Source organism: Kitasatospora sp. SolWspMP-SS2h (assembly GCF_003259315.1).
In the GTDB taxonomy this organism is placed as follows: Bacteria; Actinomycetota; Actinomycetes; order Streptomycetales; family Streptomycetaceae; genus Kitasatospora; species Kitasatospora fiedleri.
This window is the reverse complement of the sequence record NZ_QLLT01000002.1, coordinates 381736-400176: the sequence shown is the minus strand read 5'-3', so window position 1 is coordinate 400176 and position 18441 is coordinate 381736. Positions and strand designations below refer to the sequence as shown.

Genomic DNA, 18441 nt, shown 5'->3' with positions numbered 1-18441 from the left:
GTCAGCCCCTCTCGGCGGTGCCGCGGCCCTGCGGCGCGGTCGGCGGCAGCGGGTCGGTGCGGGAGACCTGGGTCTCGGGGTACGGTTCGCGGCCCGGCGGCACCGGCGGCGCGGGCACCGGGTCGATCCGCTCGGCCCGTTCGATCCGCACCGCGCACACCTTGTACTCGGGGATCTTCGAGCGCGGGTCCAGCGCGTCGACGGTCAGCACGTTCGCCGCCGTCGGATAGGGCCAGTGGTAGGGCACGAAGACGTGGTCGGGGCGGATCGCCTCGGTCACCAGCGCGGGCAGCACCTCGCTGCCGCGCCGGGTCACCACCCGCACCGGCTCCCCGTTGCGGAACCCGTGCGAGGGGTGGACCTCCACCCACGGCCGGGGCGTCTGCTCGACCAGGCCGCCCAGGCGCCGGGTCTGGTTGCCGGACAGGAAGTGCGCCACGGTGCGCCCGGTGGTCAGCCGCATCGGGAACTCGTCGCTGAACGGGTCGGCCGGCGGGTGCCACTCCACCGCCTGGAGGTGCACCTTGCCGTCCGGGTGGTACGTCCGGCCGTCCTCGAACAGCCGTGGCGTGCCCGGGTGTTCGAGGCTCGGGCAGGGCCAGGCGATGCCGCCGGTGGCCTCCAGGCGCTCGTACGTGATGCCGTAGTAGTCGATCACCGTGCCGGCCGAGGCGCGGCGCAGCTCGTCGAAGACGTCCCGGGAGCCCTCGAAGGCGAACTTGCTTCCCTCGCCGAGCCGTCGGGCGATCTCGCACAGCACCCAGGTGTCGGTGCGCACGCCCGGGGGCGGCTCCTGCGCCTTGTTGTGCTTGACCACCCGGGCCTCGGCGTTGGCCATCACGCCCTCGTCCTCGGCCCAGGTGGTGACCGGGAAGACCACGTGCGCGTTGGCGGCGGTCTCGGAGAGGAAGAAGTCGAACTGGGCGTGGAACTCCAGCCGGTCGAACCCGTCCTTCACCACCGCGTAGTTGGGCAGCGAGACGAAGGGGTTGTTGCAGACGCCGATCAGGCCGCGGATCTCGCCGCGCTGCATCTGCCAGACCATCTCCATCATCGAGGTGCCGGCCTGCGGGAGTTCGGACTCCTCGATGCCCCAGATCGCGGCGATCTGCCGGCGGTGCACCGGGTCGTTGATGGAGCGGCCGCCGGGCAGCAGGTCGGACTTCTGGCCGTGCTCGCGGCCGCCCTGGCCGTTGCCCTGGCCGGTGAGGGTGCCGTAACCGGCGCCCGGGCGGCCCAGGTTGCCGGTCGCGGTGCACAGGTTGATGACGGTCAGGCAGTTCTCCACGCCCTGGGTGTGGTGCTCGATGCCGCGCGCGTGGCAGGCCATCGCCCGCTCCGCGCGCCCGAACATCCGCGCCACCTGGACGATCTGCTCCGCGGGGACGCCGCAGATCTCGGCCGCCCGGTCGGGCGGGTACGCCGCGACGGTGGCCTTGACCTCCTCCCAGCCGGTGGCGTGCTCGGCCAGGAACGCCTCGTCGGTCAGGCCCTCCGCGACGATCACGTGCAGCACGGCGTTGAAGAACGCCGCGTCCGTACCGGACTTGAGCGCGACGTGGACGTCCGCGGTGCGGGCGACCGCCGTCTCCCGGGGGTCGACCACGATCAGGGTGGCGCCCCGGTCGCGGGCCCCCCAGACGTACTGGGTCAGCACCGGGAAGCACTCGCCGACGTTCGCCCCGGCGATCAGCAGGCAGTCGGTCTGCAGCATGTCGGAGAACGGGTTGCCCGCCCGGTCGATGCCGAAGGCCAGCTTGTTGGCGCCCGCCGCGCTCACCATGCACAGCCGGCCGTTGTAGTCCACGTGCCGGGTCTTGAGCGCGACCCGGGCGAACTTGCCCACCAGGTAGGTCTTCTCGGAGAACAGGCTGGCCCCGCCGAGCATCCCGAACGCGTCCCGGCCGTGCGCGGCCTGGAGGCGGCGGATCTCGGCGACGGTGAAGTCCAGCGCCTCCTCCCAGCTCGCCTCCCGGAACTCCTCGTCGCGGCTGCGGCGCACCAGCGGCGCGGTCAGCCGGTCCGGGTGGTTGACCTGCTGGTAGGCGTTGATCCCCTTGGGGCACAGGCGCATCCGGTTGATGTCGTGGTTGCGCGGCTCCACCCCGAACACCTTGCCGTGGCCGTCCACCCGCAGGTACATGCCGCACTGGATGCCGCAGAAGCAGCAGTGCGTGGGGACGAGGGTCTGCTCGGTCTGGTCGGCCCGCCAGGCGGCGGCGGGCAGGCCGCCCGCGTCGCGGAAGGCGCGCGTCCCCAGCGGGGCGACGCTCGGGTCCAACGGGACGTGCTCGGTGCTCACTTGAACCCCCGCTTGACGTTCGACAGGTAGGCGTTGCCGCGCAGCACCCGCTTGCAACGGGGGCAGTACTCGGCCCACTCGTCGAAGCCCAGGCGCAGGTCGCGCATCGTGGCGCGCAGGTTGTCCACCGCCGCGACGGTGTCGATCGGCTGCCCGCAGCGCCGGCACGCCTGCAACTCCTGGGCGTCCGGACCCTTGCGCCGCGCCGTGTACTTGAACAGCTGCATGCCGACCGCGGCCGGGCGCTGCACGATGTGGAAGAACTTGCCGAACGGCAGGTAGACCAGGGTCAGCACGACCGAGGCCATGTGCAGGATCGCCAGGAACTCGTAGCCGCCGCCGTGCAGGAACATCTCCGAGAAGGTCAGCAGCAGGCCGGTGACCGAGATGGTGATCAGCGCGAGCAGCGGCAGGAAGTCGTAGCCGAAGCGCTGGCCGGTGGTCGCGGCCCGGTCGCGCATCCGCCGCCACAGGAAGTAGCCGGCGCCGCCGATCACCATCACGGCGGCCAGGTCCAGGCCGTGGTAGAGCGCCCAGCCGAGGAAGCTGCCGGAGTCGAAGCCGAACAGCTTCACGCCCCACAGCCGCATCTCGTAGCCCGGGCCGGCCGCGCTGGCGGAGGTGAAGGTGAACCAGCCCCAGGTCAGCGGGAAGGTGATCGCCGCGGCCAGCAGGCAGCCCCAGAAGATCAGTTGGTGCGCGGCCCAGCGGGCGTGCGAGCGGGCGCCGAGGAACTTCTGGAAGCCCAGGTAGGTGGCGATCATCCGCGGCAGCGCAGCGGGCGAGCGCTTGAGGTTCTCCCAGGACAGCGCGGCCTTCCAGCCCTGCACGAAGAGCCGGCGGGCGGCCGGCGCGGAGACCCACACCACGTAGCGGTACACGACGCCGAAGGTCAGGAACACCGACGCCACCGCGTACGGCACCAGCGCCGAGTCGAAGTCCCGCAGGCCCCGGCTGCCCAGCACGATCGCCACCACCAGCAGCACGCCGGCCGCGGCGGCGATCACCGAGGCGCGCACCACCGTCGTCGAGCCGGGCGACGGCGCGACCGGCTCGACGCCGCCCGGACCGAGACCGCTCCCGCCCGGACCTCCCCCGGTCGGTCTGCCCTCCGCGGGCGGCGCTGTTCCGGCCACGCGCACTCTCCTCAGCGTTCGACGGCCCACTCGGTCTGGCCTGCTCTCCGCCGGACGCTAGCGATCAGCCCCGCCCGGGGCCCGTCGACCGCACCGCCAACGGCGCGTCGCTGCGCCGGACGGGTGAGCGGGGTGGGCGGGGTGGGCGGGCGACGGGTGGCGAGCTGCGGGGGGGCGGACCGCGAGGGGCCGGGGCGTCAGTCGCTCGGGCCGAGGGCGGTGACGGTGGCGCGGACGGCGTCCGGGTGGGCGAGCAGGTCGGTGCTGTCGGCCCACTGGTCCACCGAGCCGGTGAGCGGGCGGTGGCGCAACTCCGGTTCGGTGACGGTCCGCTGGAGGGCCCGGGCGAAGCGGTCGGCGTGCAGGACCAGGTAGGGGCGGCCGTGGTAGCGGCGGCGGGACGGGTCGAGCGGCTCGGTCAGGGCGAGCGCGTCGTGCAGGCGGGCCGCGGCCTCGTACGCGTCGCACAGGTGGTGTTCGCGGGCGGCCGGGTCGGGGGCGGCGAGGGCGGCCCGCAGGGCGGGTGCGAGGGCGGGGGCGGCGTCGAGGCGGGCGAAGGCGCTGCCGAGCCACTTGCCGTACGGGGCGTAGCGGCGGCTCATCAGGAAGGTGAGCCGCATCAGGTCGCGGACCAGGCGGGCGGTGGTCACGGCCGCGCCGAGCTCGTCGCCGGTCTCGGCGCAGCGGCCGACGAACGCCTCCTCCTGGGCGAGGCGCTGCCACTGGCAGGCCAGCAGGTACCGCCACACCTGGTCGGGGTACCAGCGCAGGCGCGCGCGGGCGGCGGTCAGGGTGCCGGGGCCGTCGTGCAGGACGGCCCCGCCGGTGACCTCGGCGAGCCGCTGCTGCGGGAGGGCCAGCCAGTCGGTGGCGGACGGTCCGGCGGCGGACGGCGCGGCGTCGGCCCAGGCCGCGGCGGGCGGGCCGAGGCGGTCGGCGAGCCAGCCGGGCAGGTCGTGGACGGTGACGCGGTGGTCGACCGGCCCGTCCGCGGGCGCCAGGTGGCTGACCGGGTCGTGCGGGTCGCCGGTGCGGCGGTAGTGGGTGGACCAGCCGCGGACCTGCGCGGGGAGGCGCTCGGCGAACAGCCGGTGCAGGTCGGGGCCGTGGCGGCGGGCGTCGTCCGGGGCGAGGAAGAGTTGCAGGCGCGGGCCCCAGTCGTGATCGGCGGAGCGCGCGGTGTCGAGGCCGAGCACCTCGGAGCCGGCGCCGATCAGGGCCGCCGCGTGGCACAGGCCCGGACGGGTCTGCGCCAGGATCGGGCGGACCACCTCCTCGTACAGGGCCCGGGCGAGGTCGAGGCCGGGGACGAAGGGCGGGTCCGGTGGGGTGGGTGCGGTCATGCGGCCCACTGTGGCGGCGGGGGACGGGCGGGTCCAGCGCTTATCGCCCGACGGGGGCCGGGCGTGCGCGGGGAGCGGGGGCGGGCGCGGCGGTCCGCTCCGGGGGCGCCGGGGCGGCGGGGCCGTCCGGCTGCTCGGGGTGGCGGCGGATCGGCAGGGCGAGCAGCAGGCCGAGGGAGGTCAGGGCGTACGCGCTGCCGCCGAGGAGGGTGCCGAGGCTGCGGCCGTCGGGGTGCCAGAGCCAGACCATGCCGCTGGAGAGCACGAGGTGGAGCAGCCAGCAGAGGGCGGTCCGGGCGCGGCGGCGGCCTGGTCGGCGCGGGGCGGCACCCGTACCGGCGTCGGCGGCGGGGGCCGGGGCGGGGTCAGGATCGGGATCGGGGTCGGCGAGGACGACCAGGGCGGGCAGCATCCAGACCAGGTGGTGCACCCAGGTGATCGGGCTGACCAGGCAGCAGGCGAGGCCGGTGAGGCTGTACGCGGCGAGGGTGTCGCGGGCCGCGGCGGCGCGGTGCAGGCGGTGGGCCCAGAGTGCGAGGACGGCCAGTGCGGCGGCCGCCCACAGGGCGCGGCTGGGCAGGTGGGGGCCGAGGCGGGCGATCAGCCCCTGTAGGGACTGGTTGGACATGTTGGCGAAGCCGCCGACCCGGTCGGTGTCCCAGAGCGCGGCGGTCCAGAACCGGCGGGAGACCTCCGGGGCGATCAGGAAGCCTGCGCCGGTGGCGCCGAGCGCGGTGGCGGCGGCGGTCGCGGCGGCCCGCCACTGCCGGGTGAGCAGCAGGTGGACGATGAACAGCGCCGGGGTCAGTTTGATCGCGGCGGCCAGTCCGGTGCCGACCCCGGCGAGCAACCTCCAACGGCTGCACATGAATTGACGGCTCGTCAATTGCCGGTCGGCGAAGACCAGGGCGACCAGCAGCAGGTTCACCTGGCCGAAGCTGAAGGTGTCGCGGACGGGGTTGGTGAGCGCGCACAGGCAGGCCGCGAGGCCGAACGCGTACCAGCGGCACCAGCCCCGGCGGCGGGCGACCGGGTCGACGAGCCAGTACAGCAGCAGGGCGGTGGCGGCGGCGGACAGCGCGACGCCGACGGCGATCGCCGGATGCCAGCCGAGCAGGCGCATCGGCAGCATGCAGACGGCGGCGAACGGCGGGTAGGTGAAGCCGTAGGGGGTACCGGGCCGGACGTAGTCGTAGAGCTGCCCGGTGGCGGCCCAGTGGCGCACGGCGCCGTAGTACACGCCGGCGTCGAACCAGCCGCGGTGGCCCGGGATGACCGCCAGGACCAGGCCGGTGGCCAGGACCGCGACGGCGAGGACCGCGATCCTGGCGGTGGTGGTGCCGCGGGTCAGCACACCGGCTGCCTTTCCTGGAAGGTGATCTGACGCTCCATCAGCAGAATGGCGAACACCCCGATGCCCAGCCCGCCGGCGGCCAGCACCAACTCGGCCCGGTCCGGGCCGAAACCGTCCGGCATGACGGCGAACGCCAGTGCCGCGCAGGCGAGTTCGGCTGCCCGGCGGGCCCCGGCGGCGCGCGCGGCGAACGCGGCCGGGACGACGCACCACAGCGCGTACCAGGGCCGGAAGGCCGGTCCGAGCGCGACCAGGGCCCCGAACGCGAGCGCCAGGGCCGCCGCCGGTTCGCTCCCCCGCCGCACGACCCGTGCCGCCAGCAGGCCCAGCGCCACCGCCGCCCCGACCGCCCCGAGCAGCCGGGCCGCCCCCACCGGCCCCTCCGGCGCGACCCCCAGCAGGTCGGCGGCCAGCCGGCCCAGCGCGGTGCTCGGCGACCAACTGCCCGCGGTGGCCGGGGTGGTGAGGGCGCCGACCCAGCCGTAGCCGGTACCGGCTGCGGCGGTGACGGCGGCCGTGGTCGCGGCGGCGGCCACCAGGACCGCCACGGCGCAGCGCGGTCGGCGCCCCCGCCCGGGGGTGTCGTCCGAGCGGCCGGCGATCCACCAGGCGACCGGGAGGGCCAGCGCGGCGGGGGCCTTGACCAGGGCCGCGAGGGTGATCAGGACGGCGGCGAGGAGTGGGCGGCGGCGGGTGGCGGCGAGCAGTCCGGCGAGCATCAGGGCGAGCGGGACGGCGTCGTTGTGCGCCCCGGCGACCAGGTGCAGCAGGACCAGCGGGTTGAGCGCCCCCAGCCGCAGCGCGCCCGCCGGGTCGGTCCCGAGGGCCCTGGCCAGGGCCGGCAGCAGGGCGGCCAGCGCGACGACGGCCAGGACGGCGGACAGCCGCAGCAGTAGGGTCCCGGCGTACGGGTGGTCGGCGAGCGGGGCGGCGGCCCGCGCCAGCAGCAGGAAGCCGGGGCCGTACGGCGCGGGGGTGTGCTGCCAGACCTGGGGCACCTGTTGGGCGACGGAGCCGCCGAGCACGGCGGGCCCGTCCGCGTAGACGTCGAACCCGCCCGCCACCATGGCGCCCTGGGCGAGGTAGCTGTAGACGTCCCGGCTGAACAGCGGCGGCAGGAGCAGCAGCGGGGCGGCCCACCAGCCCAGGGTGACCGCCAGCCAGCGGGTCCCGGACGGGCGGGCGGCACGGCGGGCGGCATGGATGTCGGTGGGCGGGACGTCGGCGGGCGGGGCGTCGACGGCGCGGCCGAGCAGGAGCCAGGCCGCGGTGAGGACGGTCAGGCCCGCGAAGACCAGGGTGGTGCCGGCGCCGCCGGAGGCCCGCAGGGCGGGGCCGGTGGCGGCGGCGGGCAGGGCGCCGGAGGTGAGGGCGCCGGCGGCGAGGACGAGCGAGCCCAGGAGGCCGAGCCACCGGTACCGGCTCGGGGAGGCGTTCGCGCCCGTGTTCGGCATGCCGGGAACGCTGGCAGAGCGGCGTGGCCCCGGCGGGAAGAGTCGGCGTCCGCCGGGTGGCCGGGGGGCGTCCGGCCGATGCCGTCCGCAGGCCGGGGCGGGTGCGGGGGCGCGGCGGTGCCGGAGGGGTCGAACCTGCCATTCAGCAGGTGCACATCTGGCCTCCCTCGAACGGCCACCTCAGTGCCGGGCGGGTCGGGGAGACATACGGAGGCCGCCCGCGGCCGGTACCGCCCGACCGGCGGTCCGGGTGCGAGCGCTCGTGTCGTTGCGTGTCGTCCCGTGCCGTCCGTCGCCACCCTATCGCGCCCCGAGATCCCGGAGAGTCCCGCCATGACCACCGCCCCCGTCCGCACCGGACAGGTCCACGTCCCCGTCCAGTCCTCCGCCCGGCTGTCGTCCGGCCGTCCGTCGGAGCCCCAACCGCCCTCGTACCAGCTGGTGTTCGCCCGGACCGCGGAGGACGTGGCGGCCGCGCAGCGGCTGCGCCACCGGGTCTTCGCGGACGAGCTGGGCGCGGTGCTCGACTCGCCGCTGCCCGGCCTGGACGTCGACCCGTTCGACGAGTTCTGCGACCACCTGCTGGTGCGCGAGCAGCCCACCGGCGAGGTGGTCGGCACGTACCGGCTGCTGCGGCCCGAACAGGCGCGCCGGGCGGGCCGGTTGTACTCCGACACCGAGTTCGACCTGGCCCGGCTCGGCGGGCTGCGCGAGGGCATGGTCGAGGTCGGGCGGTCCTGCATCGCCGCGGTGCACCGCGGCAACGGCGCGGTGATCAACCTGATGTGGGGCGGCATCGCCCGCTACATGACCGCCACCGGCAACGCCTGGCTGGCCGGCTGCTGCTCGATCCCGCTGGCCGACGGGGGCGCGACCGCCGCCGCGGTGTGGGACACCGTCTCGGCCAAGTACCTGGCCCCGCAGCAGTACCGGGTCACTCCGCTGCGCCCGTGGTCGGCGCGGGGCGTGGCCCGGGCCGACCGCACCCCGGTCCCGGCGCTGCTGCGCGGCTACCTGCGGCTGGGGGCCTGGGTGTGCGGCGAGCCCGCGTACGACCCGGACTTCGACGTGGCGGACCTGTACGTGCTGCTGTCGCTGGAGCGCACCGACCCGCGCTACCTGCGGCACTTCCTGGCCGCGGCGGCGGACCTGCCGCTGTCCGCGATCACCGGCGGCCCGGCGGGGGCCGCCGCCGACGACGCCCCCGCCGACGGCTCACCCGCCGGCGAGGGAACCGGGCGCGGGGCGGGGAACGGAGCAGGGGACGGAGCGGGGAGCGGCGTCGCGCGCGGAACGGCGACGGCGGCGTGAGCGCCTGGCTGCCGACCGCGCCGTGCACGCCCGGCGACTGCGTGGCGGTCACCGGGCCCCGGGCGGGGGTGGTGCGCCGGGTGCTGCGGCTGGCCGGGTGCCTGGCGGTGCTGGTCGCGGGGGTGCTGGCGGCCGGGCCGGTGCGGGCGCTGGCCTGGCTGCCGGCCGAGCGGCTGGTGCGCTGGTGGTCGCGGCTGCTGCTGGCCGCGCTGGGCGTGCGGGTGCGGCCGATCTCCGCGCCGGGGCGGTCGGCCGGCGGTTCGCTGCTGGTCTCCAACCACGTCTCGTGGCTGGACGTCCTGCTGGTGGCGGCCGTCCGGCCGGGCCGGATGCTGGCCAAGACCGAGGTCGGCCGCTGGCCGGTGCTCGGCCCGCTGACCTCCTGGGGCGGCACCATCTTCATCGACCGGGACCGGCTGCGGGCGCTGCCCGGCACCGTCGAAGAGATCGCCGCGGCGCTGCGCCGCGGCGAGCGCGTGGTGGTCTTCCCGGAGGGCAGCACCTGGTGCGGGCGCGACGGCGGACGGTTCCGCCCGGCGCTGTTCGAGGCGGCGGTGCGCGCGGACGTGCCGGTGCAGCCGCTGACGCTGCGCTACCGGGGCGCGGACGGGCGGCCGAGCACCGCGCCGGCGTTCGTCGGCGAGGACGGGCTGCTGGCCTCGCTGTGGCGGGTGGTGTCGGTGCGGGGCCTGACCGCGGAGATCGAGTTGCTGCCGCTGCTGCCGCCCGCGCTGTTCCCGGGCCGTCGGCAGCTCGCGGCGGCGGCCCAGCGGGTGGTCGACCTGCACCGCCGCCCGGACGGGGCCCCGGCCGACGCGCCCGGCTGCGCGGCCTGCGTCCGCTCCGGCTCTGTCCCGGTCTCCGGCTCCGGCTCCGGCTCCGTCGAGCGGCCGGTCGGCGTCCCGGGCACCACCGGGGCGGGGGCGGAGGCGGGGGCGGCGGGGGTGGTCGCCGTGGCGGCGGAGTCGGGGGTCGCGGTGGCGACCGGGCGGTAACCGGGCAGGTCGGGGCCGGTCCGGCGGTTCGTGCACCCGCGGTGCCCGGGCGGTGGCCGGGACGGGACGGCGGGGTGTCTCCCGTATGATCGGGCGAGTTCAGAGAAGGCGAGGAGGTGCTCGATGCAGGTGGACGACGAGGCCGTCGGCGCGGTGCTGAACCGGCTGCGCCGGGCGCAGGGTCAGTTGACCGGTGTGATCGCGATGATCGAGGCCGGGCGCGACTGCAAGGACGTGGTCACCCAACTCGCCGCCGTCTCGCGCGCGTTGGACCGGGCCGGGTTCAAGATCCTGGCCAGCGGCATGCGCCAGTGCCTGGCCGAGGCCGAGGAGGGCGCGGCGCCGATGAGCGAGGCGGAACTCGAGAAGATGTTCCTGACGTTGGCCTGACCCCGGCCCGACCGGCCGGGCGCCGACCGCCACGCACCGCGCCGGAGCGCGGTGCGTCGTCGTGTGCCCGTCGTACTTCCGTCGTACGCCCGTCGGCCGGCCTCCGTCCTCGCACCCCTGCCCGCCCGTCCGATCGACCGACCGGGCTCAGGCGAGGGCGAGGAAGAGCTTCTCCAACTCGGCCTCGCTCATCGGGGCGGTGCCCTCCTCCGCCTCGGCCAGGCACTGGCGCATGCCGCTGGCCACGATCTTGAACCCGGCGCGGTCCAGGGCCCTGGACACGGCGGCGAGTTGGGTGACCACGTCCTTGCAGTCGCGCCCGGCCTCGATCATCGCGATCACGCCCGCCAGTTGGCCCTGCGCCCGGCGCAGCCGGTTCAGCACCGCGCCGACGGCCTCGTCGTCCACCTGCATCGGGACTCCTCCTCGTCCTCGACGGGCGGCCGTCCGCCGCCCGCGCCGGGTTCCGTGTCGCGGATCGGGCGGTGCCGGTGCACCGGGACCCGCGCCGGGACGCCCTGCTCATACCCCCTCCCGTATCAACCTCACCGGTGGACGGCGCATTCCTCTTCCGGTTCCCCTTCCGGCCCGCCGGTGAACGGACCTCGCCCGGCCGCGCCCGGGGAACGTCAGCCGGCGTCGTTCCGGGCGGCGGCCCAGGCCGCGTAGCCGCCGAGCAGGTCGGAGGTCCGCGGGTGGCCGTGGTGGCGCAGCAGGCTGGCCGCGATCGAGGAGCGGTGGCCTCCGGCACAGTGCACGACGACGGCGCGGTCCTGCGGTATCTCGGCCAGGCGGTGCGGGAGTTCGGTGAGCGGGAGGTGGACGGAGCCGGGGACGTGCCCCTGCGCGCGCTCGCCCTCGTCACGGACGTCGACGACCAACGGCGGTTCGGCACCGGCGAGTTCGGCGCGCAGGTCGGCGACGGTGCGGCGCGGGGCCCGGCGGGTCAGGTCGGGGGCGGCGCGGAAGGCCCGTCCGGGGTCGGCGAGGTAGCCGGCGACGCGGTCGAAGCCGATCCGGGCGAGCCGGGTGACGGTCTCCCGCTCGCGGCCCTCGGGGGCGATCACCAGCAGCGGCCAGGCCGGGTCGAGAACGGTGCCGGACTGCTCGGCGAAGCGCCCGTCGGCGGGGACGTTGACGGACCCGGCGAGGTGTCCGGCGGCGAACGCCTGCGGGTCGCGGGCGTCGACCACGACGGCGCCGTCGGCCCGGCGGCCGAGGAACTCCCCCGCGTCCAGCGGGCCGGCGAGCGCGGCGGCGTCGAACAGCTCGCGGTCGCGGCGGTTGAGGTCGGCGTCGTAGCCGAAGTAGCCGGGAGCGGTGGGCTGTCCGGCGGTGACGATGGCCACGAACGCGTCCTCGGTCATCGGCGCGCAGGCGTAGTTGGTGGCGCGCTGCCGCCCGATGGTGGACTGCCGCTCGGTGGAGAGGTTCTTGCCGCAGGCCGAACCCGCGCCGTGCGCGGGGAAGACCCGGACCTCGTCCGGCAGGGACATCAGCTTGCGCTGGACGCTGTCGTACAGCATCCGGCCGAGCCGGTCGGCGGTGACACCGGCGGAGGCCGACAGGTCGGGGCGGCCGACGTCGCCGACGAACAGCGCGTCGCCGGTGAGCACCCCGTACGGGACGGCGTCGGTGGCGCGCTCGCGGACCAGGACGCTGATCGACTCGGGGGTGTGGCCGGGCGTTTCGAGGATCTCCAGGACGACCTCGCCGAGGCCGATCCGTTCGCCGTCGACGAGCCCGCGGATCGGGTACTCGGTCTCGGCGCGCCGCCCGTAGCCGATCCAGGCGCCGGTGCGGTGGGCGAGTTCGAGGTGGCCGGAGAGGAAGTCGGCGTGGAAGTGGGTGTTGATGACGCCCTCGACGGTGAAGCCGCGGGCCTCGGCCTCCGCGAGGTACTCGTCCACGTCCCGGCGCGGGTCGACCACCACGGCGCGGCCGGTGGTCTCGTCCGCGATCAGGTAGGAAGCCTGGGAGAGGCAGTCGAGGTAGTACTGGGCGAAGAACACGGAGTCCTCTTCTCTGCGCGGGGCGGGTCTCCTGGGCCCGGCGGACGCCGCGCCCGGGCCTGCGGACTTCGATACCCCTAGGGGTATTATTGCAGGCAGCTTCCCGCCGGTGGCCTGACCGAGTGATACGGGTGGGGGTATATGATCGGGTTCAACGATATACCCCCGCCGGTATCTTCCCGAGGATGGCCCGCCGTCCGGGAACCCGCCGGAACACCCTCGCGCACCGCCCCGCCACCCCAGGAGGACACCGTGGCCCGGTCCCCCCAGCCGCCCGCGCCCGAGCAGATCGACCCCGCCGAGGCGCACCGCCTGGCCGCTGCGGGCGCGGCGCTGCTGCTCGATGTCCGCGAACCCGCGGAGCACGCCGAGGTGCACGCGCCCGGCGCGCTCCTCGTCCCGCTCGGCGACTTCGGCGACTTCGACGGCGATCTCGGCGGTGGCGGTGGCGGTGGTGGCGACGACGAAAGTGGCGTCGAGGCGGTCCGGGCCGCGGGTGGTGGACGGCCGGTGCTGGCGGTGTGCCGCTCCGGCAACCGTTCGCAGCGGGCCGCCGAACTGCTGAACGCGCGCGGGGTGCCGACGGTGAACGTGGTCGGCGGGATGCGCGCCTGGCAGGAGGCCGGACTGCCCACGCACCGGGACGGATGTCGCTGCGGCGGCACGGCATGAACACCGTCCTGCTGGCGCTGGCCGCCGGAGCGGTGGTCGGCCTGGCACTCGGCGGCCTCGGCGGCGGCGGCAGCATGCTGGCCGTCCCCGCGCTGATCTACCTGATCGGGCTGACCCCCGGCACCGCGACCACCGCCAGCCTGCTGATCGTCGCCATGACCTCGCTCACCGCCCTGGTCGCCCACGCCCGGGCCGGACGCGTCCGCTGGCGCGAGGGACTGCTGTTCGGCGCGGCCGGCCTCCCGCTCGCCACCCTCGGCGGCACCCTCTCCCGCCACCTCCCCGCCCCGGCCCTGACCACCGCGTTCGCCCTGCTGGCCGGCCTGGCCGCCTGGCGGATGCTGGCGGGCGGACGACGGACACCCGACGGCGACGGCCCCGACGGCGGGCCCCTCCCGGAGCCTGCACGGACGCTGCCCACCGCCCGCCGATCGGCGGCGGTCGCGGAGCCGGCGTCCGCCACCACAACGGCCGCAGCCCCCACGGGGGCGCACCCCGAGCCCTCCCCGCCCTCGACGCTCTCCGAACCGGCAGCCCGGGCCCCGGGCACCACGCGCGTGCCCGACGGCGCAGCGGCGGAGGCTGCCACCGCAACGGCGCCGGTCCTCGCGGGGGTGCACCCCGAGCCGTTCCGGCTCCCGCTGGTCTCCGAACCGGCCGCCTGGTCCCCGCACACCACTCGGGCACCCGACGGCACGGAAGCAGGGACTGCCACCATAACGGCCACAGCCCCCACGGGGATGCGCCCCGGGTCCTTCCCGCTCCCGCTGGTCTCCGAACCGGCAGCTCGGACCCCGGGCACCACGCGCGCACCCGGCAACGCCGGAGCAGAGACCGTCACCACAACAGCGGCAGCCCCCACCGGGGGCGACCCCGCGCGGTGTCCGCGCCCGGCGGGCTCCGGGCCGGCGGCGCGGGTCGCGGGCTCGGCGCGGCGGGCTGCGTGGGCGGGGGCCGGGTTGGGGACGGCGACCGGGGTGCTGGGGGTCGGGGGCGGGTTCCTGGCGGTGCCCGCGCTGGTGTCCTTCCTGGGCTTCCCGATGGCCGAGGCGGCCGGCACCAGCCTGCTGGTGATCACCCTCAACTCGCTGGCCGCGCTGCTGCCCCGGATCGGCGGGAACGCCGAGGTGCCGTGGTCGACGGTCGGGCCGTTCGCCGCCGCAGCGGTCCTCGGTGCCTGGGACGGCAAGCGGCTCGCCGCGAAACTGTCCGGCCGCACGCTGCAACGGCTGTTCGCAGGTGCGCTGCTCGCCGTCGCCGCCCTGATGCTGGTGGACGCCGTGCTCTGACGCCGTGCTCTGACGCCGCGTTCCGGCACCCCGCGCCCACCGTCCCCGTACGGCCACGCGTCTCCCGCCCCGCCCGTGCCTCCCCCTCCCCCTTGTCTCCCGGCCGTCCGTACGCGCCGGGTCGTCTCCTCCCGAAGGGTTCACCCGTTCCGATGACCACGCCCCTGACCGTCGACCAGCTCCGGCCCCGCCTGCACCGGCTGACCGTGATCGACGTCCGTTCGCCCGGCGAGTTCGCCGGCGGCCACATCCCCGGCACCCACAACGTGCCGCTCGACCGGCTGGCGGAGGCCGTGCCCGCGCTGCGGGTCGCCGCCGGGCGCGGCGAGCTGGCCGTCACCTGCGCTTCCGGCGCCCGCGCGCTGGACGCCTGCGAGCAGCTGGCGGCGGCCGGCGTGCCGGCACTGCTCGTCGACGGCGGCACGGCCGCCTGGGCGGCCAACGGCGGGGCGCTGAACCGGGTGCCGGGCCGGCCGGTCCGCTGGGCGATGGACCGGCAGGTCCGGCTGGTGGCCGGTTCGCTGGTGCTGGCGGGCCTCGTCGTCGACGTCGCCGTCCCGGGGGTGCGCTGGGTGTCGGCGGCGGTCGGCGGCGGCCTGCTGTTCTCGGCCGTCAGCAACACCTGCGCGATGGGCTCGCTGCTGGGCAGGCTCCCCTACAACCGCCCGCGCGGCTCCGGTGCCGAGCTGGACGCGACGCTCGCCGCGCTGCGCGACGGCGGCAGGTGACGCGTCCGGACCGACGGTCCGCCGGGCCCCGCCCCGCCCGTCGGCGCGGCCTCCGCCGAACGCCCGTTCAGCGTTCGGCGACGGCCGCGCCCTGGGGGCTGGACGTGGCGGTGGTGGCGGTGGTGGCGGTCGGGGTGCAGGAGGCGGCGGGGGCTGCGGTGTTGTAGTGGCTGGCCAGCCAGAAGCCGGCCAGCAGGCCCGCCGCACCGAGCGTCTTGTGGCGGTTGCGCTTCCACCACGAGGGCGTGCCGGCAGCCATGAACCGCAGGTGGGTGAAGTCCGGATGCTCGCTGGGTGGTACGTCCTTGAACATTCCCATCGCGGATGATCCTCCTCTCGCGTCGGGGAGTTCATGACCATACGCCCGGTTCCGCCCGGACCGCAGGCAATTAATCCCGATTCAGGGGTCCACGTGCGCCCCCGCGCGCCCCCCTTCCGCGCTCTTCCGCCCCCGCACCGTCACTCCTCCCGTCCTCCCGGCGGGGCTCACCAGTGCGCGGGACGGACCAGCGCGGCGCCGACGCGGGTGGTGGAGTCGCCCTTGGCGGCGTTGAGTTGGGACTGGGTGAGGAACAGCGCCCCGGTCAGGTCGGCACCCCGCAGGTCGGCGTCGCGCAGGTCCGCGCCGATCAGGTCGGCGTCGCGCAGGTCCGCGCCGGACAGGTCGGCCGCGATCAGGTAGGCGCCGCGCAGGTTGGCCCCGCGCAGGTCCGCGCCGCGCAGACGGGCCCCGATCAGGTCGGCGCCACGGTGGTTGCGCTTCCTGCCGGGCAGCGCGTTCCGGGTCAACTCGCTCGCCTTCAGCAGGAGTTCGCTGGTCTCGGCCCGGATCGCGGGTACGTCGGCGGCGAGCAGTGCGGCGGCGTCCCGCCCGGTCAGCTGCTCGATCCCGTCGAGCGCCCGACGCAGTTCGGGGTGCACCGGCCGGGCTTTCGGCAACTCCAGCGCCTCCGTCAAGTACCAGAGCAGCTCGTGGAGTTGACGCATCACCGGGAAGGTCTCGAACACCTGCCGGGCGGTGTCCGGGTCCTCGCGCCAGCTGCGTCCGCCGAAGGTGTGCCGGGAGAGCTTCTGCCCGGCGCCGAAGCAGTCGAACACCGTGCAGCCCTGGTAGCCGCGCCCGCGCAGCTCGGTGTGGATGCCGCAGCGGTAGTCGGCCTGGAGGTTGCGGCAGGGCGTGCCCGCGTTCTTGTTCGCCGCGAAGTCCGCGGACTTGGCGAAAGGCAGGGCGACGCAGCACAGGCCGAAGCAGGCGGAGCAGTCGGCGAGCAGGTCGAGTCGACGGCCGGTCGGGGCGGGGTGCTGCTGGTCGGTCACGGTACGGGTTCTCCTGCGGCAGGGGATCGAACGGTCCATTCTCCCCGCCCGGCCGACCGTCCACCGCCACGGGCACCACCGCCACGGGCACCACGGTCACCGGGACACGCCGCGGTCCGGACGCCGCCGAGCGTCTGCGGAGGCCGAATCCGTCGACAGAACGGTCAGGAGAACGGTCGAGCCCGACGAAAACCCCGCCCCGCCGGACGCCCGCGCCGTGTCGGGTGCGGACCGGGGCGGGTTCGCCGAGTAGGGTGCGGTCCCCGGGTGCGGATCATCCGGGAGGCGGGACACCGGGCCGCGCGGTACGACGGCGCGCCCGGCCCGCCGACGGCTCCACGGGGACGTGGTGAGGGAGGGATCACGGGTGCGGCCCGAGTCGGCGGGCGACAGCTCGACGGATCCGCTGCTCACGACCGCCTCCGCGGCCCTGCGGGTGGACCGCGACGCGCTGACCGGCGCCCTGCTCGGGCAGCTGCCCGTGGCGGTGGCGGTACTCGACACGGAGCTGCGCTGGCGCTACTTGAACACGCCGTTCCAGCAGGTCACCGGCGTGTCGCCGACGGCCGTCCTGGGCCGGGCCGCCGACCGGCCGGACCCTGCCCTCCCGCGCGTCCTGGCCGACGGACGACCGCGTTCGGGCACCTTCGCCGGGCGGCCCGCCGACTTCCGCCGGCTGGAGGTCGGCGGCGCGCCGACCGGAGTGCTGGTCGTCCTGCCGGGCGGCGCCGACGCCCACCGGGCCGAGCTCGAACGCGTCCGGGCCCGGTTCGCCCTGCTGGAGGCCGGTTCGGAGCGGATCGGCACCACCCTCGACCCGGACACCACCTGCGCGGAACTCGCCGCGTTCGCCGTCCCCGGCTTCGCCGCCCTCGCCCTGGTCGACGTCCTGCCGCTCGACACGCCCGACAGCGCCGCACCCGGCACCGCCGCGCCACGCCCGGACGTCGACCCGAAGCAGGACCAGGGACGAGAGCAGGACCAAGGACGAGAACGGGGCCAGGAACGGGAGCGGGACCGGTCGCGGCTGCGGCTGCGGCTGCGACGGGCCGCCACCGCCGGCGGGCTGGCCCGGCCCGGCGCGCCGCCGTCCGCCCCGGTCGGCGGGGCGGTGCGGCACCGGCCCGGCTCGGTGGCCGCCCGGGCGCTCGCCGAGGGCCGTCCGGTGGCCGCCAACCTGCTGTCCGCCGAGGAGCTGGCGGCGCTGGTCCCGGACGAGGCCGCCCTGTCCGCCTGCCGGAGTGCCGGGGTGGACTGCCTGCTCGCCGTCCCGCTGATCGCCCGCGGCCGTCCGATCGGCGTGCTCACCCTGGCGCGGGCGTACGGCAGTTCGCTCGGGTTCACCAACGAGGACACCGAGCTGCTCGCCGCGATCGCCGGGCGCGCCGCGCTCACCCTCGACCACGCCCGGCGCTACGCCCGCTCGCAGAACACCGCCCTGGAACTCCAGCGGGCGCTGCTCGCCGAACCCGGCAGCCCGCACCCCAACCTCGAACTCGCCTCCCGCTACCTGCCGTCCGGGATCGCCTCCGTGGTCGGCGGCGACTGGTACGAGACGGTGCGGCTGCCGTTCGGGCGGACGCTGCTGGCCATGGGCGACGTGATGGGGCACGGTGTGGAGGCCGCCGTCGACATGAGCAACTACCGTTCCACGCTGCGCTACGTCGCCGCGATGGACCTGCCGCCGCACCGCATCCTGCGCCAGCTCGACGCGCTGATCGCCGAGCAGGAGAACGCCCGCCCCGCGACCTGCGTGCTGGCCCTCGCCGACCCGGCCCGCGCCCGCTGGACGCTCGCCGGCGCCGGGCACCTGCCGCCCGCCCTGCTCACCCCGCACGCCACCGAGCTGGTCGAGGTGCCGACCGGCCCACCGCTGGGCACCGGGGTCGGCGGCTACGAGCAGACCGTCGTCGAGCTGCGCGCCGACCACGCCCTGCTGCTCTACACCGACGGCCTGGTCGAACGGCGCGGCGAGGACATCGACGTCTCGCTCGCCCGCCTCTCCGCGCTCCGCCTCCCCGCCGACGGCCCCCTCGACGCCCTGCTCGACGGCACCCTCGCCGCCCTGGCCCCGGACGCCGCCGAGGACGACATCGCCCTGCTGGCGGCCCGGGTCCGCCACCGGCCGTCCTGACCGG

Annotated in this window: 14 protein-coding genes and 3 pseudogenes; 8 read left to right on the top strand and 9 right to left on the bottom strand. The window is 76.0% G+C overall.

Annotation, left to right across the window (positions count from 1 at the left end; translation table 11 throughout):
- Position 1: 1 nt before the first annotated feature.
- The 5 genes from K353_RS04030 to mptB all read right to left on the bottom strand — a co-directional run bounded on the left by K353_RS04030 (position 2) and on the right by mptB (position 7589).
- Entirely contained in the window at positions 2-2302 is a 2301-nt protein-coding gene (locus K353_RS04030) for a molybdopterin oxidoreductase family protein (protein WP_111552144.1), read from the bottom strand.
- Entirely contained in the window at positions 2299-3324 is a 1026-nt protein-coding gene (locus K353_RS04025) for an MFS transporter (protein ID WP_199527979.1), read from the bottom strand. Before K353_RS04025 ends, K353_RS04030 begins: the two co-directional genes overlap by 4 nt.
- Positions 3325-3635: 311 nt before the next feature.
- The gene (locus tag K353_RS04020) at positions 3636-4781 is read right to left on the bottom strand and encodes a DUF4037 domain-containing protein (RefSeq protein ID WP_111552142.1); all 1146 of its coding nucleotides are present in this window, start codon (positions 4779-4781) and stop codon (positions 3636-3638) included.
- A gap of 40 nt (positions 4782-4821) precedes the next feature.
- A complete protein-coding gene (locus tag K353_RS04015) occupies positions 4822-6135 on the bottom strand; it encodes a glycosyltransferase 87 family protein (protein WP_111552141.1) in 1314 nt (437 codons plus the stop codon).
- A complete protein-coding gene (gene mptB, locus K353_RS04010; protein WP_111552140.1) occupies positions 6129-7589 on the bottom strand; it encodes a polyprenol phosphomannose-dependent alpha 1,6 mannosyltransferase MptB in 1461 nt (486 codons plus the stop codon). The genes K353_RS04015 and mptB overlap by 7 nt, the downstream gene beginning before the upstream one ends.
- Positions 7590-7922: 333 nt before the next feature.
- Between mptB and K353_RS04005 the strand changes: the two are divergent.
- From K353_RS04005 to K353_RS03995, 3 genes and pseudogenes are all read left to right on the top strand, one after another.
- Positions 7923-8732 (top strand): annotated as a pseudogene (locus K353_RS04005) (GNAT family N-acetyltransferase); the annotation flags it as partial.
- A gap of 164 nt (positions 8733-8896) precedes the next feature.
- On the top strand, positions 8897-9895 hold the full coding sequence (locus tag K353_RS36755; RefSeq protein ID WP_111552138.1) for a 1-acyl-sn-glycerol-3-phosphate acyltransferase: 999 nt from the start codon (positions 8897-8899) through the stop codon (positions 9893-9895).
- A 123-nt stretch (positions 9896-10018) separates the two neighbouring features.
- Positions 10019-10285: a metal-sensitive transcriptional regulator gene (locus K353_RS03995; protein ID WP_100839192.1), complete on the top strand. Its 267-nt coding sequence runs from the start codon at positions 10019-10021 to the stop codon at positions 10283-10285.
- Between the two features lie 147 nt (positions 10286-10432).
- Here the strand turns inward: K353_RS03995 and K353_RS03990 are convergent, their stop codons facing one another.
- Positions 10433-10699, bottom strand: a complete 267-nt coding sequence (locus K353_RS03990; RefSeq protein WP_111552137.1) for a metal-sensitive transcriptional regulator — start codon at positions 10697-10699, stop codon at positions 10433-10435.
- A 215-nt stretch (positions 10700-10914) separates the two neighbouring features.
- Entirely contained in the window at positions 10915-12297 is a 1383-nt protein-coding gene (locus K353_RS03985; protein ID WP_111552136.1) for an MBL fold metallo-hydrolase, read from the bottom strand.
- Between the two features lie 252 nt (positions 12298-12549).
- Here K353_RS03985 and K353_RS03980 point away from each other — a divergent pair, with 252 nt between their 5' ends.
- The 4 genes and pseudogenes from K353_RS03980 (at position 12550) to K353_RS03965 (ending at position 14986) form a co-directional block, all read left to right on the top strand.
- Positions 12550-12969, top strand: coding sequence for a rhodanese-like domain-containing protein (locus K353_RS03980; RefSeq protein ID WP_233533346.1), 420 nt, complete (start codon positions 12550-12552; stop codon positions 12967-12969).
- Positions 12966-13328: pseudogene (locus tag K353_RS36470) on the top strand (TSUP family transporter); the annotation flags it as partial. The gene K353_RS03980 and the pseudogene K353_RS36470, both read left to right, overlap by 4 nt.
- A gap of 447 nt (positions 13329-13775) precedes the next feature.
- Positions 13776-14258, top strand: a pseudogene (locus K353_RS35165) (TSUP family transporter); the annotation flags it as partial.
- A gap of 152 nt (positions 14259-14410) precedes the next feature.
- Complete coding sequence (locus tag K353_RS03965; protein ID WP_111552134.1) at positions 14411-14986, top strand: rhodanese-like domain-containing protein; 576 nt, start codon at positions 14411-14413, stop codon at positions 14984-14986.
- A gap of 67 nt (positions 14987-15053) precedes the next feature.
- On the opposite strand, the gene K353_RS34190 is transcribed toward K353_RS03965, so the two are convergent.
- Complete coding sequence (locus K353_RS34190; protein WP_158585325.1) at positions 15054-15305, bottom strand: hypothetical protein; 252 nt, start codon at positions 15303-15305, stop codon at positions 15054-15056.
- 167 nt (positions 15306-15472) lie between these two features.
- The gene (locus K353_RS03955) at positions 15473-16303 is read right to left on the bottom strand and encodes a pentapeptide repeat-containing protein (protein ID WP_199527974.1); all 831 of its coding nucleotides are present in this window, start codon (positions 16301-16303) and stop codon (positions 15473-15475) included.
- 367 nt (positions 16304-16670) lie between these two features.
- On the opposite strand from K353_RS03955, the gene K353_RS03950 reads away from it, so the two are divergent.
- Complete coding sequence (locus K353_RS03950; protein ID WP_158585324.1) at positions 16671-18437, top strand: SpoIIE family protein phosphatase; 1767 nt, start codon at positions 16671-16673, stop codon at positions 18435-18437.
- Positions 18438-18441: the final 4 nt, after the last annotated feature.

Bases quoted from the DNA above. Each gene is read 5' to 3' on its own strand.
- K353_RS04020 (WP_111552142.1), bottom strand. From the start codon at position 4,781: ATGACCGCACCCACCCCACCGGACCCGCCCTTCGTCCCCGGCCTCGAC.
- K353_RS03965 (WP_111552134.1), top strand. From the start codon at position 14,411: ATGACCACGCCCCTGACCGTCGACCAGCTCCGGCCCCGCCTGCACCGG.
- K353_RS03990 (WP_111552137.1), bottom strand. From the start codon at position 10,699: ATGCAGGTGGACGACGAGGCCGTCGGCGCGGTGCTGAACCGGCTGCGC.
- K353_RS03995 (WP_100839192.1), top strand. From the start codon at position 10,019: ATGCAGGTGGACGACGAGGCCGTCGGCGCGGTGCTGAACCGGCTGCGC.
- mptB (WP_111552140.1), bottom strand. From the start codon at position 7,589: ATGCCGAACACGGGCGCGAACGCCTCCCCGAGCCGGTACCGGTGGCTC.
- K353_RS34190 (WP_158585325.1), bottom strand. From the start codon at position 15,305: ATGGGAATGTTCAAGGACGTACCACCCAGCGAGCATCCGGACTTCACC.